Source organism: Desulfuromonas versatilis (genome assembly GCF_019704135.1).
In the GTDB taxonomy this organism is placed as follows: domain Bacteria; phylum Desulfobacterota; class Desulfuromonadia; order Desulfuromonadales; family NIT-T3; genus Desulfuromonas_A; species Desulfuromonas_A versatilis.
This window is the reverse complement of the sequence record NZ_AP024355.1, coordinates 2,216,917-2,230,351: the sequence shown is the minus strand read 5'-3', so window position 1 is coordinate 2,230,351 and position 13,435 is coordinate 2,216,917. Positions and strand designations below refer to the sequence as shown.

Annotated in this window: 15 protein-coding genes; 3 read left to right on the top strand and 12 right to left on the bottom strand. The window is 56.8% G+C overall.

The genetic code is table 11. The annotated features are described in order from the left end of the window. Positions 1-2 precede the first annotated feature (2 nt). Positions 3-3,110, top strand: a complete 3,108-nt coding sequence (locus tag DESUT3_RS09985; protein WP_221252332.1) for an efflux RND transporter permease subunit — start codon at positions 3-5, stop codon at positions 3,108-3,110. A 109-nt stretch (positions 3,111-3,219) separates the two neighbouring features. Here DESUT3_RS09985 and DESUT3_RS09980 read toward each other — a convergent pair whose 3' ends face one another. The 7 genes from DESUT3_RS09980 to rnk (DESUT3_RS09950) form a co-directional block, all read right to left on the bottom strand. Next, entirely contained in the window at positions 3,220-3,957 is a 738-nt protein-coding gene (locus DESUT3_RS09980; RefSeq protein WP_221252331.1) for an SDR family oxidoreductase, read from the bottom strand. A 208-nt stretch (positions 3,958-4,165) separates the two neighbouring features. Beyond that, positions 4,166-4,999, bottom strand: a complete 834-nt coding sequence (locus DESUT3_RS09975) for a uroporphyrinogen-III synthase (protein ID WP_221252330.1) — start codon at positions 4,997-4,999, stop codon at positions 4,166-4,168. A 64-nt stretch (positions 5,000-5,063) separates the two neighbouring features. Then, positions 5,064-5,975, bottom strand: coding sequence for a rod shape-determining protein (locus DESUT3_RS09970; protein WP_221252329.1), 912 nt, complete (start codon positions 5,973-5,975; stop codon positions 5,064-5,066). A 109-nt stretch (positions 5,976-6,084) separates the two neighbouring features. Then, positions 6,085-6,501, bottom strand: coding sequence for a nucleoside diphosphate kinase regulator (gene rnk, locus DESUT3_RS09965; protein ID WP_221252328.1), 417 nt, complete (start codon positions 6,499-6,501; stop codon positions 6,085-6,087). 152 nt (positions 6,502-6,653) lie between these two features. After that, positions 6,654-7,211 (bottom strand): DUF2179 domain-containing protein, encoded by a 558-nt coding sequence (locus DESUT3_RS09960; RefSeq protein WP_221252327.1) that lies wholly within the window; start codon positions 7,209-7,211, stop codon positions 6,654-6,656. 22 nt (positions 7,212-7,233) lie between these two features. Further along, positions 7,234-7,497, bottom strand: coding sequence for a DUF1127 domain-containing protein (locus DESUT3_RS09955; protein ID WP_221252326.1), 264 nt, complete (start codon positions 7,495-7,497; stop codon positions 7,234-7,236). Positions 7,498-7,545: 48 nt separating this feature from the next. After that, positions 7,546-7,962 (bottom strand): nucleoside diphosphate kinase regulator, encoded by a 417-nt coding sequence (gene rnk, locus DESUT3_RS09950; RefSeq protein WP_221252325.1) that lies wholly within the window; start codon positions 7,960-7,962, stop codon positions 7,546-7,548. 1,140 nt (positions 7,963-9,102) lie between these two features. Between rnk (DESUT3_RS09950) and DESUT3_RS09945 the strand changes: the two genes are divergently transcribed. Together DESUT3_RS09945 and DESUT3_RS09940 are read left to right on the top strand one after the other, a co-directional pair. Further along, complete coding sequence (locus DESUT3_RS09945) at positions 9,103-9,960, top strand: helix-turn-helix transcriptional regulator (protein ID WP_221252324.1); 858 nt, start codon at positions 9,103-9,105, stop codon at positions 9,958-9,960. Between the two features lie 104 nt (positions 9,961-10,064). After that, positions 10,065-10,679: an HD domain-containing protein gene (locus tag DESUT3_RS09940; protein ID WP_225911667.1), complete on the top strand. Its 615-nt coding sequence runs from the start codon at positions 10,065-10,067 to the stop codon at positions 10,677-10,679. A gap of 115 nt (positions 10,680-10,794) precedes the next feature. Here DESUT3_RS09940 and DESUT3_RS09935 read toward each other — a convergent pair whose 3' ends face one another. The 5 genes from DESUT3_RS09935 to DESUT3_RS09915 all read right to left on the bottom strand — a co-directional run bounded on the left by DESUT3_RS09935 (position 10,795) and on the right by DESUT3_RS09915 (position 13,305). Continuing rightward, entirely contained in the window at positions 10,795-11,241 is a 447-nt protein-coding gene (locus DESUT3_RS09935; RefSeq protein ID WP_221252323.1) for a PAS domain-containing protein, read from the bottom strand. 66 nt (positions 11,242-11,307) lie between these two features. Then, a complete protein-coding gene (locus DESUT3_RS09930; protein WP_221252322.1) occupies positions 11,308-11,583 on the bottom strand; it encodes a GNAT family N-acetyltransferase in 276 nt (91 codons plus the stop codon). Between the two features lie 2 nt (positions 11,584-11,585). Beyond that, positions 11,586-12,125 carry a plastocyanin/azurin family copper-binding protein gene (locus DESUT3_RS09925; protein ID WP_221252321.1) on the bottom strand — a complete coding sequence of 180 codons (540 nt, stop codon included), beginning with the start codon at positions 12,123-12,125 and terminating at the stop codon, positions 11,586-11,588. Positions 12,126-12,127: 2 nt separating this feature from the next. Further along, complete coding sequence (locus DESUT3_RS09920) at positions 12,128-12,529, bottom strand: hypothetical protein (RefSeq protein WP_221252320.1); 402 nt, start codon at positions 12,527-12,529, stop codon at positions 12,128-12,130. Between the two features lie 74 nt (positions 12,530-12,603). Beyond that, entirely contained in the window at positions 12,604-13,305 is a 702-nt protein-coding gene (locus tag DESUT3_RS09915; protein ID WP_225911666.1) for an RNA polymerase sigma factor, read from the bottom strand. Positions 13,306-13,435 lie beyond the last annotated feature (130 nt).

Sequence of the window (13,435 nt, the reverse complement as noted above, 5' to 3'; positions counted from 1 at the left end):
TCATGCTGAACTGGATCATCGACTGGTCCCTCAAACACCGCCTGGCGGTGATCGTCGTCTGGACCTTCATCGCCGTCCTCGGGGTCTTCGCCTTTTTGCGCCTGCCGATGGATGCCTACCCGGATACCACGCCGGTCCAGGTCCAGGTAAACACGGTGGCACCGGCTTTCTCGCCGCTGGAGATCGAGCGGCAGATCTCGGCGCCGCTGGAGCAGGCGATCTCCGGGCTGCCGAAATTGAAAGAAGTCCGCTCCATCTCCAAGTTCGGCCTCTCCCAGATCACCGTCATCTTCGAGGACGGCACCGACATCTACCTCTCCCGCCAGGTGGTCATGGAGCGGGTGCAGACCGTCGATCTGCCCGCCGGCATCGGCAAGCCCGAGCTCGGGCCGGTGGCCACCGGCCTGGGCGAAGTCTTCCACTACCTGATCACCGCCAAGGACAAGACTCTGGCCGAGCTGCGCACCCTGCACGACTGGGTGATGAAGCCGCAGATGCGCTCGGTCTCCGGGGTGGCGGAAGTGAACACCTGGGGGGGCGACGAACGGCGCATCGAGATCGTGGTCGATCCGCAGGAACTCGCCAACCGCGGCATGACGCTGGATCAGCTCATCGAGGCCGTCGAGCAGGGGAACCTGAACGTCGGTGGCGGGACGCTGGACAGGGCCGGCGAGTCGAGCCTGGTCCAGGGGGTGGGCATCGTCACCGGCCCCGAGGAGATCGAGGACATCGTGGTCACGGTTAAAAACGGGGTTCCGGTACTCGTCTCCGACCTCGCCCGGGTGGTGGAGGGCAAAGAGATCCGCCGCGGCGCCGTGACCGCCGACGGAAAGGGGGAGGCGGTGCTCGGCCTCGGCTTCATGCTCATGGGGGAGAACAGCCACGATGTCACCACCCGCCTCAAGGCCCGGCTTGCCGAGGTCAAAAAGACCCTGCCCGAGGGGGTCGAGGTGGCGACCGCCTACGACCGCACCACGCTGGTCGATCAGGTGCTGCGCACCGTCGAGAAGAATCTCATGGAGGGGGCGTTGCTGGTCATCGCTGTCCTCTTCATCTTCCTGGGCAACCTGCGGGCGGGGCTTATCGTCGCCCTGGCCATTCCGCTTTCCATGCTCTTCGCCTTCGACATGATGCTGCGCTTCGGCATCGCCGGCACCCTGATGAGCCTGGGGGCCATCGACTTCGGCCTGATTGTCGACAGCTCGGTGATCATGATCGAGAACTCCGAGCGCCGCCTCGCCGAGGACGAAACCGGCCGAAGCGTCCTCGAGGTGGTGCGCGAGGCCGCTGTCGAGGTGCGCAAGCCGACCCTTTTTGGCGAACTCATCATCATGATCGTCTACCTGCCGATTCTCGCCTTGCAGGGGGTGGAGGGGAAGCTCTTTCGCCCCATGGCGCTGACCGTCATCTTCGCCCTGCTCGGTTCCATGGCCCTGTCGATGACCCTGATGCCGGTGCTCGCCTCCTTCGGCCTCAAGAGACGCCGGCATGACCGGGAGCCCCTGCTGGTCCGCGGGCTCAAGAGGCTCTACCGGCCGGTGCTGCATTTCGCCCTGCGCCGGCGCGCCGCGGTGCTCGCCATCGCCCTTTGTTGCCTGTTCGGGGCCGGATTTCTCGCCGCGCGCCTCGGTTCGGAGTTCGTCCCGCGGTTGATGGAGGGGACCATCGTCATCAACACCGTGCGACTCGCCAGCGTCTCCCTCGACGAGTCGGTGCGCTACGGCACCCACATCGAGCGGGCGCTGCTGGAGAAGTTCCCCGACGAGATCGAGCGGATCTGGACCCGCACCGGCAGCGCCGAGGTCGCTACCGACCCCATGGGGCTTGAGCTTTCGGACATCTTCCTCACCCTCAAGCCGCGCGCGCAGTGGACGCAGGCCAAGACGCAGGGCGAACTGGTGGCGGCCATGGAACAGGCACTCAGTGCCCTGCCGGGGATGAAGAAGATCTTCACCCAGCCCATCGAGATGCGGGTCAACGAGATGCTCGCCGGCATCCGCTCGGATGTGGGGATCAAGCTCTTCGGGGATGACTTCGACACCCTCAAGGAGCAGGCCCGGGCGATCGAGTCTGTCGTCAATAAAATCCCTGGGGCCGCCGACGTCAGCATCGAGCAGGTGACCGGCCTGCCCCTGGTGCAGGTCGCGGTCGACCGGGCGGCCAGCGCCCGCCACGGCATCCCGGCCAGCGAAGTCCTCGAGGTCGTGGAGGCCCTGGGAGGGCGCAAGGTGGGGGAACTCCAGCAGGGGGAGCGGCGCTTTCCCATCGCGGTGCGCATCGCCGAGCGCTACCGCGCCGAGCCCGAGGACCTCGAGCGCATCCTGGTCACCGCCCCCGGCGGGGAGGCCATTCCCCTCTCCCAACTGACCCGGATCCAGGTGACCGAGGGACCCTCGACCATCAACCGCGAGTGGGGCAAGCGCCGCATCGTCGTGCAGGCCAACGTGCGCGGCCGCGACGTGGGGAGCTTCGTGGCCGAGGTGCAAAGCGCCATCGACCGCGAGGTGAAGCTGCCCAGCGGCTACTACGTGCGTTACGGGGGGCAGTTCGAGAACCTGGAGCGCGCCCAGAAGCGGCTCTTCCTCGTCGTCCCGCTCGCCCTGGCGCTGATCTTCACCCTGCTCTACTTCACCTACGGGCGGGCGCTCGACGCCGCCCGCGTCTTCACCGGCGTCCCCTTCGCGGCGGTGGGCGGCATCGTCGCCCTGTGGCTGCGGGGGATGCCTTTCAGCATCTCGGCCGGGGTCGGCTTCGTCGCCCTCTCCGGGGTGGCCGTTTTGGGCGACATGGTCCTGGTCGCCGCGGTGCGCGACCTCCTCGCCCGGAACGTTGCGCTGCTGGAGGCCATCAAGACGGCGGCCGAGCAGCGGCTGCGCCCGGTGCTGATGACCGCGATGGTCGCCAGCTTCGGCTTCATCCCCATGGCGCTGAACACCGGCATCGGCGCCGAAGTGCAGCGGCCGCTGGCGACGGTGGTCATCGGTGGCGTCGTCTCCTCGACCCTGCTCACCCTGCTGGTTCTGCCGGTGCTCTATGCCATGGTTGGAGGGGCCGAGGAGCCGGTCGCGGGACAGGAGGCCGCCGTTGCGGTGGGGCAGGAGGCGGGCTGAACCTGCACAGTGAGGTATTTTTTTTTGCGAAGGCCGGTCGGCCCGGAGCGGTACAAAACCTTGTTAAAATTCTTGTGAAAGGAAGGCAGAAAAAAAGCGGATCCAAGTTTTAGCCGGGAACAAAAAACGCAAAATGTTTTTCGGCCTGCTTGGCGTCCTTGGTCAATAAGGCATGGACATTTTGTGACAGGGGATCGGGGAAAATATCCTCATCGCCATTCTCAAGGCCTGTCAGGATGGCATTGGCCAGCTGCGCCGGGGAGGTTTTGGGGATTTTCTGCCCGGACGTCATCCGGGTTTCGACGGGGCCGGGGTACACCGCGAAAACCCGGACCTGCCGGGCCGCCAATTCGCCGCGCAAGCCCTGCAGCAGGGAGTGGGCGGCAGCTTTTGAGGCACAATAGGTGCCATTGAGCGGCATGTTGACCAGGCCGATGATGGAGCAGATGTTGACGATGGCACCGCCGCCCCGGGATTCCAGAACCGGTGCAAAGGCCTGGCACATGGCCAGGGTACCGAAGAAGTTGACTTCCATCTCCTCCCGGGCGGCCTCCATCCCGGCGGGACTCAGCAGCGACACGCAGCGGTTGACTCCGGCGTTATTGATAAGAATGTCGACATCCGTGCACTGTTTAGCCGCAGCTTCCACTTCAGAGGCCCTGGTAATGTCCAACTTGACCGCGACAACCTTGTTGTCGTCTTGTCCCGCAGCGCAGCAGGCCGCCTTGGTTGTCCGTGCGGCAGCGTAGATTTTTGTGGCGCCCCGCGCCAGCAGGGCCCGGACCAAAGCTTGGCCGATGCCTCCATTGGCGCCCGTCACCAGAACCACTTTTCCTTCGATGTTCATTTTGACTCCGTTCCTGTCTTGACGCCGTTGCGTCATGGTTTCCCTTGGATCGACAGCTTATCTTCGATCGTGTCCTGAACGGATAAGCAACTCCGGCAACTGCCTGCACTCCCCGGCGCTGAGGCCAGTGCCGGAATCCCCTATCAGGCAAGGGGAACAATGGACTTGTGCTTACCTCTTTCCCATGGTCAACCAGGAAGTCCCTTGACTATGAAGCTCGTTCGCGACGGTAATGATTTACGATCTCATCAGCCAGGCTGGCCAGGGTATATTTCGGTGCCTCGATGGAGGGTTTCAGTGCAATTTTGTCACAGGCTTGGGAGGTGATTGGACCGATTGCAGCGACGGTCACTCCCTTTAGAAACCCGTAGAATTGAGTCTTTCCGAGAATTTTGGCTAAATTGATAACCGCCGAGGGAGCTGTAAAGGCAATACAATCTACCTGCTGTTTGGACAGGGCTGTCATTGCCTGGTCGGGAATGCCATCGGGCGTCACGTTGTAATAAAGGATCGGGGCAATGACCTCGTAGCCTTGGCGGGTCAACCCTTCGCTGATCACACTACGTGCCCGGTCTCCCCTGGGAAGAAGCACCCGGCCCCTTCTTTCCCTCAAACCCGAAAATGCCTCGACAATACCCTCTGCCGTGTATTTATCTGGCACCATGTGCACAGCAACTCCTCGGGCGTGTAACATTTCGGCGGTCACCGGGCCCACAGCACAAAACCGGCAAGTACAGAGGGCCCGGGTATCGCAGCCGAGCGCTGCGAGACGGTTAAAGAAATGAACGACCGTATTTTGCGAAGTGAAGATCACCCAGTCGAAGGACCCAATATTGGCGAGAGCCGAATCCGGCTCAGCATAGCATTTTGCTTGGACGATTCGGATTGTCGGGCATCCCAGCACAAGGCCTCCGTGGGATTTCAAGATAGTTACTATTTCCCCTGCCTGTTCAATGGCGCGGGTGACCAGGAAGGTTTTGCCGAACAAGGGAAGGTCGTGACAAGGGCCAACCTCCGCCGACAGGTTTGACTGCTCGTTCATGCGCAATTCGTCTTTTCATTGAAATGATGCTGAAGTGAGAAAACTCGCACCGGATGGACCTAATTCAAGCGTGCATCAGCATTCCTCGGAGCCCTCCGATGACAACTTCAAGAGGTTTGGCCGGAGTCGTAACCTTGATGGAGGCCGCCTCGGTCAAGCGTTCTCGAAGTCCGGGCAGCAAGGCGCCGCCACCGGTGAGCAGAATACCGCTCTCGATGATTTCGCACCCCAGGGCGGGCGGCACTTTCTGCAGAAGATTGGTGGCGGTGTCGATAATTTCGCTAACCAATGGTTCGATCATGGACTGAAGTGTTGCCGGACGAACCGTCAGGGCCACCGGGGAACCAACGTCACGGCTCGCAGTCTTGACCAGGATGTGGGTATCGGTCCGAAGAAGCTTGCCTGCCCCCACCGTGGCAATCATCCTCTCCACCTCGGCCGCGGTGAGGCAGAGCCCCCAACTCTGATGGAAGCAGCCCTGTACTCGCTCCCGCAGGCTGCCGCAGGCAACCCTGGTGGCGTGCGATTCCAAAATTTCGCCCGCCCGGACGATGGCGCAATCGGTTACGCCGTCGCCCACATCCACAACCATTTGGGCGTAAGGGGAAAGGATGTCGAGCCCGGCACCAATGGCGACCGCGAGGGGCTCGGAGACAATGGTGACGAAAGCGGCCCCTGCCTTGTACAAAGCCGTGGCGAGCGCTTCGCGTTCTTCGCAGGTGGCATCGGTGGGGGCGCCGACAACGACCCGGGGTCTCAGAAGCCCGAGTCTATTCGCCCTTCTCAGGAGCGGCCCGAGCAGATCCGCGACCGCTTGCTGATCAGTAACCACGCCGTGGCGCAGAGGCAAAACGGGGGACAGGGCCGTCGGTATGGTCGCAACCGCGAATTTTCCCGTAGCCACCCGGACATACGCCGTGCCCAGGTCAATGGCCACTTCGCAGCGCCATGGAATTTGAACCCGATATTTTGCCATCGTAGAGACCTCTGTTTCACCTATGCGACCCGCGAACAATAGAACTCATGGAGGTTCGGGGCGCCCTTCCGGGACATAACGACCCTTGGATGAGGCAGGTATTTTCCCTTTACCGGTGATAATCGCCGGCAGCCTCCGGTTGGTAGATGACTTCTTCGATTCGGATGGTTTTTTTACCCGCAAGCACCTTCCATTCGATGACGTCCCCGACTGCATAGCCGAGAATGGCCGTTCCGACAGGGGAGGTCACCGAAATTCGACCTTCGGACAGATCTGCGCTGCCCGGGAACACCAGGGTCACAATCTTCTCCTCGCCATTGGCTAAATCGCGGAATCTGAACCGGGAGTTGAGGGTTACAACGTCGGGCGGGATCTCCCGGGGGCTCACGATGCTGCAATTTTCCAGTTCCTCTTCCAGCTCGGTTAATTTATCTCGGCCGTTCCGGCCGGATCTTTTTGCCGCGTCAATATATTCTTCCAGTTTCTGATGGTCCGTTTCTGTGATGTAAATCGTTCTTGCGTTCATAGTGTTTTTCCTTTCGAGTTCCATGGATTTCTCAACAAAGTGCTATTGGGGAATGGGCTTAGAATGACTCGTCCTCAACCAACAAGTTTGGGCGGGCGGCATCGCCTCTCAACGCGGCTGGCCTGGTCGCACCATCCGTTACCGGACGTCCATCATTTTCTTTGCTGGGAGAGCTGGCGCAACGCCCCGTTGAAAAAGCGGACGTCCTCGATGGTGTACAAGGCGTCCGGGTTAAACTGCCTGATGAGATTGATGACATTTTTAAGATTGCGCCTTTTCGCTACGGTAAAAATGACTTTGACCGGTCCGGTCTGCCCGCGAGCATCCACGCTGGTAACTCCAAAACCCGCTTTCCACAGGGCGGCTGCCAACCCTGGTGCCTCGTCGTGGGCGATGGTACGGATAATGAGGTTGCCCACGGCGAGACGTTCCTCCAGCAGGAGCCCCACGTAGTTGCCCGCTCCAAAGCCAAGGGCAAAGGCGAGATAAGTCCCCCAATTGTGCAGATGCTGCATGACCTGAGAGATGGCAAGGACCCAAATCAGCGACTCGACAAAACCCAAAGGAGCCGCCAAGGCTTTCAGCCCCCGGGAAATGAAGGTTATGCGCAGAGTGCCGATGCTAACATCGAGGATGCGGGCGATGAAGACCAGAAGGGGTACGGCCAACATGGACAGGAACCCTGGTTCAACGACTGACGATGTGAGCATGATGCTCTCCTAGGCCAAGCAATTAATTGGTTCGCTGTTTCAGGACCGCAGACGGTCCTCTTCGGTACAATCCATCTTCCGCTGGAGCGGTATCCCAGAAAGGCCGACTCGCTTCACGAACAGCCTCTGCCCGGGTAATTCCAATGTCTTTCAATAACTCATCACTCAAGCTGCCTAGCGCCTCTCGCTGGATCGCGACCTCTCTCCAAAATAGAATTTTGGTTACGATCTTGCCCACGAGTCTGAACAGCATCATCTCTCTTTCTCCTTTTTTATTCGCCTTCATCTTGATCGTCTCCCCACGAAACGAAATAAGCATTCAATGCTGGAGTCGTTACAGATGAAAGTCCCCAGCCGCTTCAGGTTGGTAGATAACCTCCTCAATCCGGATGGTTTTCCTCCCGGAAAATGTCTTCCACACGACGACATCTCCCTCCGCGTAGCCAAGGATCGCCGCCCCGAGGGGGGAGATGATCGAAACCCGTCCTTTTGAAAGATCTGCGTTGCTGGGAAAAACTAATGTCACAATTCTCTCTTCTTTGCTGTTGAGATTGAAATACCTTATTCGTGAGTTAAGGGTGACAACATTGGCTGGAATCTCGTTGGGAGCAACTACCCTGCATGATTCCAGCTCGTTTTCCAGGCAACTCAAGTCGTTCCGCCTGTTTTGCGGAACACTGTTCATGCTTTCCAAAAGCAATCCCAAGCGTTTGTAGTCGTAATCTGTGATGTAAACAATTCTTTCTGGCATAACTGTCTGTCCATCCCAAAAAACACGTTTAATTGACGGCAGATCAAGACATTTTTTTTCAACAGTTTTTCTTGTTTGATTTAATCAATGGCGTTGCCTAAGAATTTTCTTTAGATTTTTTCTTTCCAATACTTGATTCATCAAGATATATAAATCGTAGATCGCCATTTCTTCGCATATCGATAACCCAACCGGCATCGAACATTTCACCCGCCGAATTAAATTGAGTCTTTAGGCTCGTTTCCTGGTCGTATAGAATGATTTTTCCATTGTGAATGTCCTCTTTTTTAATATAAGCGAAGAGACAATTTATGTTTTTCATGTGAAGAATGTCACCACAAGGGAATGGATCAATTCCGTCTAAAAACCTTCTTGTTCTCAACCGTAGAGAATCTGGCCACCTTCGCATTCATCGTCTCCCCACTGATTCTTTACTCTTTTATAGATTTACTTTAAGGAGCTATAGAGTTCGCTTCAGTTAAAGGGCTGTCTATATATTTCATCTTATTTATCTCGTATAAGTAGCAAAAAGCATAAATCTCCTTACTGTTTATATCTACTTCATATAAGTTACTAAGTAGAAATCCCGTTTCTTCCCAGGATCGCTCTGTGGAACCGCAAAATAGAATGTCATTTACAATTTGTTGATTTCCGAATTTTTTCAACATAAGTCCGTACACCTGCTTCGCTAGAATTATATGCTTTTCGTAGGACAATAAATCTCTATCAAAAACAAGCTTACGGTGCAAAAGAGACGATTCTTTTGCGATTTTTAGACATTCATGCCTAGGCACGGAGTCATGGTTGAAAAACGACCCAAAGTAAAGAATCAGCTTGTTTATATGGATTGATCTTTTGATTAAGTTTTCCACGCTCTTTGCCTCTTCCTACCGGCCCCATGCTGCCTTCAGCAGCACTCGTCATAACCGTCCTGCAGTCTTGCCTTTTTTCAACTCTATCGTTACACTCTAGCCACGTAAATACGATTAAGTTACCCATGGAATGCCTATGAAAATTGGGCAATCACAAAATGGGGAACTGGGGGAAAAAATGGCTAACGTCGGGAAGTGCTCTTGTGAATCGTGCGAAGAAGGAGATTCTCGGGGCACTGAGTTCCCGTCTGTACGACAGGAGAAGGGAATGGACAGCGATCAAAAAGACAGTTGGCTGGAAAGGCAACTGCGGGAGCGCATTAAGGAACTTGACTGTCTCTACAGCCTGGTCAAGTTGATCGAGCAGAATGAGGATTCGATCGAAAAGATTTTGCAAGGAGTCGTTGATCTGCTACCCGGCTCTTGGCAGTTCCCGGAAATAGCCTCTGCCAGAATTGTCTACAAAGAGCGAACATTTCAGTCGAGCAATTTCAAGTCGACCCAATGGAATCAGAAAGCCGCCATTGTTATCGCTGGTCGGCAAGAGGGTCTGGTGGAAGTTCACTACCTTAAGAAAATGCAACAGCTCGATGAGGGGCCATTCCTTAAGGAAGAGCGACTATTGATTGATGCCGTCAGTGATCACATTGCCAAAGCCGTTGAACGGATCAAGACCCAACGTCAGTTGCAAGTGGAACGGCAAGCTCTGCAGGATGCTAACGCGGCTCTTCATGATTCCCTGGCCCAAAGCCAGAGAGAGAAAAAAATGATCGGCCTCTCAATACAGGCCAAGATCGAAAAGATCATCACGCCAATTTTTTATGCCCTACAAGCTGAAATGGACCCTAGGCAGTTGAAATATTTAGATCTCCTCAAGAAAAACTTTGCCGACATCATCTCTCCTTTTGTCGAAGGGAACCAAGACGTACTCAACAAACTCAGTCCGGTCGAATTATTGATTTCCAATATGATCAAACACGGATTGTCCTCCAAGGAGATTGCCAACCTCCGGGCCATCTCACCCGCTACGGTTAATCGCCACCGGGAAAGCATCCGGAATAAACTTGGTCTTACCAACCGGAAGATAAACCTGGTTTCTTACCTCAACGGCAGAGTGGAAGAGTAAAAAAATCAATACAATTAAACTTTCGGCGAAAGAATGAGTCACTCACGGGATTGGACAAAACCGAAAAATTGGGGGGCGACGCTTTCCTGCAGGAGATATGGTAGATGAACATTGATATGGATAGAATGAAGAAACAAATTTGCTTTATTGAACATTTGGACCGCCTCAAACAAGTGATCCGACAGAACCTGCTGATGAATGAATCTCGTCGGGAAAACAGCGCTGAACATTCCTGGCACATCGCCACCATGGCAATGGTGCTGGCTGAATATGCTCCCCATGAATTAGACCAGTTGCGAGTCTTGAAGATGCTGCTTGTTCACGATGTAATCGAAATCGAGGCGGGCGACACCTTCTGCTACGATGTGGAAGGCAACAAGGGTAAGGAAGAGCGCGAAAGACTTGCAGCAGATCAGGTATTTGGCCTGCTGCCTTCAGACTTAGCGGCAGATTTCCGGGCCATTTGGGATGAGTTCGAGCAAGGAGACACACCCGAGGCCCGTTTCGCTAACGCCCTGGATCGATTCCAAGTGCTTCTGCAAAATTTCAACACCGGTGGCGGCACCTGGCGCATCCATAACATTGAGAAAAAACAGGTCATCCAACGGATGTTGCCGATCAAGACAGGCGCCCCGTCGTTATGGCCGGTGGTGGAGTCCTGTCTGGAGGAAGCCTGTGACCAGGGGATGCTCAAGGACACGGTCGCCTCGCAGGAATAGAAGGTTTTCCTTTTTCATTTGTTTCGAGCTGTTGCTTTGCCTTCCAGAAAGCATGCGGCGTTACGGTCGAAAAACCGTGACGCCGCATGTATTTGCTAGCGAAAAGTTCCAGGGCTCACGCGCCAGTGGCCTGGGCGAGTTCCAGCTCGGCGATCCGTTTCTTCAGGGCTTTCTCTTTGTCAAAAGCAGCGGTCACATCACGCATGATGGAGGCCACGCCAAGCGGCATGCCTTGTTCGTCCTTGAGCATGACGATGGAAAAAGCACAAGAGAGCTGGTGCCCATCCCGATGCAGCGCCGGAACCGAAAGCAGGTCCGTTCCGTAACGGGTTTCTCCAGTTTCCATCACCCGCCAATACCCCTCCCAATGGCGACCACGCAACCTCTCCGGGATAATCAGGTCGAGTGACTGGCCCAGGGCTTCTGCTGCACTGTAACCGAAAACCAGTTCGCAACCGCGGTTCCACAGACGGATTATCCCTTCCCGATCTGAAAACAGCACGGCATCAGGTGCCTGATCGATAATCTGCCTGTAGAACTGCGGGGGAAAACTCTCTGGCACGGCATACTCCTTTCATTGGGTATTCAAGACCGATAAAAATACGATCTTCCGGCGCGGTCCTGGCCATTATTGAATCAAGTACCCGTACTCTTTATGTCGTTCGATATATTTGGCGACAAAAGGACATTGAGGGATGACCTTCAGCCCCTCTGCTTCAGCATAATCCAATGCTGCTTTAACAAGCTTACTGCCAAGTCCCATCCCCTCAAGTTCCGGCGGGACCTCAGTATGGACCAGGGCGATGGCGCTTTCTTCCAACTCATAGTCGAGAAAGGCCAGGGAGCCAGCCACCTCCATCTCGAAACGTTTTCCTGACAGGTCGTTTCTGACCGTATCACCCATTGCTAATTGCCTCCTTTCAAGATGGATTCAACCGTGGGAAAGTTCGCCAGGGCTGCCTGGGGGACCTTTTTCCACGCCGGGTTCCCGGCATCTTCCGGGTAGGGCTCAAGGAGTGCTGAGTCGTTCTTCCCGGACCCCAAGACGACGATCCGCCCGACCATTCCGGCAGCTTCGTGGGGCGTGCAGTAATAATCATAAACCCCCTCGACGGTAAAGCGAACCTCGAAGCTGTCGCCGGGGTTGATCAGATAACCCGAATCCCAGGGCTCGGCGGCAGCGGGGATGCGCAGGGGATGCCGGAGGTTGTCCGGGTGATAGGCGGTGGTGGTGTGCACGTTGTGTCCGTCGTTCACCCAGCGCACCCGCTGGCCCGGGCTGACCAGCAGGCCGATGGGATCGAAAACGACATGGGCTCCGCCAGGATCGCTGCGCATGTGGATCTCGAGCACCTGCTGCTCTTCCGCGCTCCAAGCGATGCGGCCGAGCGCCAGGCCGGCGAGCCAGAGGCCGCCGGCCTGGAGGACTGCGCGTCGACTGATCATGGCTATTTCACCTTGGCCGTGGCGGGGTCGACGTGCCAGATGGTCACATGGTAATGGGGAGCTTCCACGCCGGGGTGGCCGGCGTTATAGGTCAGATCCACCTTCTTGACCTGGTCGCTGCCCACCGCCAGACCGGTGAAGTTCTTGTGCTGCTGCATCTCTTCCATGGGAACCATGTAGATGGTCGACACCAGCATTCCCTCCCGGTCGTAAGCGAGAAACGGGCCGACTGGCAGGGTGGCGGGCTGCACGTAGAGGCTGCCCATCCCCGGGAGAAATTCCGGCAGCGGCACCAAGTCGCTGACTTTTTTGTACGGGGCGTCCGGCGGGGCGTTCATGCTGCCCGCACAGGCGACCGCAACCAGGGCCAACAGAGCGACAACAATTGTTAGCAGCTGTCTCATGACGAGTTCCCCTTTCTCTGAAGGTATTCACATTTATCCGCGGGCCTGAAGCAGCAGAGGTTCCGGGTGGCTCTTTATCTCTGGCCGCGGATGCCAAGTCGCCGCAGGACCCCGGCGACGATCCGGTCACAACGCTCCCCTGCGAAGGGGAAGGCCTCTCCGGCCGTCGCCTGCACCAACCCGGCGAGGTGCTCCTGCAGGATCTTGCGCGCCCGGTGATAGCGGGTCTTGACCGTCGCCTGCTCCAACTCCAGGCAATCGGCGGTCTCAGCCACCGACAGCTCTTCCAGGCCTCGCAGGACGAAGACTAGCCTGTAGACGTCGGGAAGGGCATCAATGGCCACCTCGAGCATCCGCCGAAATTCGCCCCGTGCCGCATCCTGTTCCGGGCTGGGTCCTGGAAAGGTCAGTTCAGCCATATAATTCGCCCCCTCTCCTCGTTCCGGGTCGTCCAAAGAAATACTGTTGTTAACGACGGCCGCTGCTCGCAGACGACCCAGCGCCTCATTGACGGTGATTCTGGCCAGCCAGGCGGAAAGCGGCCCCTTTCCTTCGAAACGGTCTAGCTTCTGGTAGGCTCTGACATAGGCCTCCTGAACTGCGTCTTCAGCCTCGGCCTCGTTGCGCAGGATGCCCCGAGCGATGCGGTAGAGACGTCGGTTGTAGCGGCGCATGATCAATTCGAAGCTGGCGCCGTCACCCTGCCTGATGCGGGCCACCACATCCAGGTCTGAGGCTGTATCTGGGGTTGCACGGATTGCGCCTGGCTCATCCATGTTGAAATCTCCTTTTCTTTGGCTTCACCCCTTAGATGCCCCGGGGCGGCAAAAGGTTCCCGGAACGGGTAAAATTTTTTCGGCTCAGGTCATTGTACCATTGGCGATTGGCCTCTCTCGCAAGGTAAAA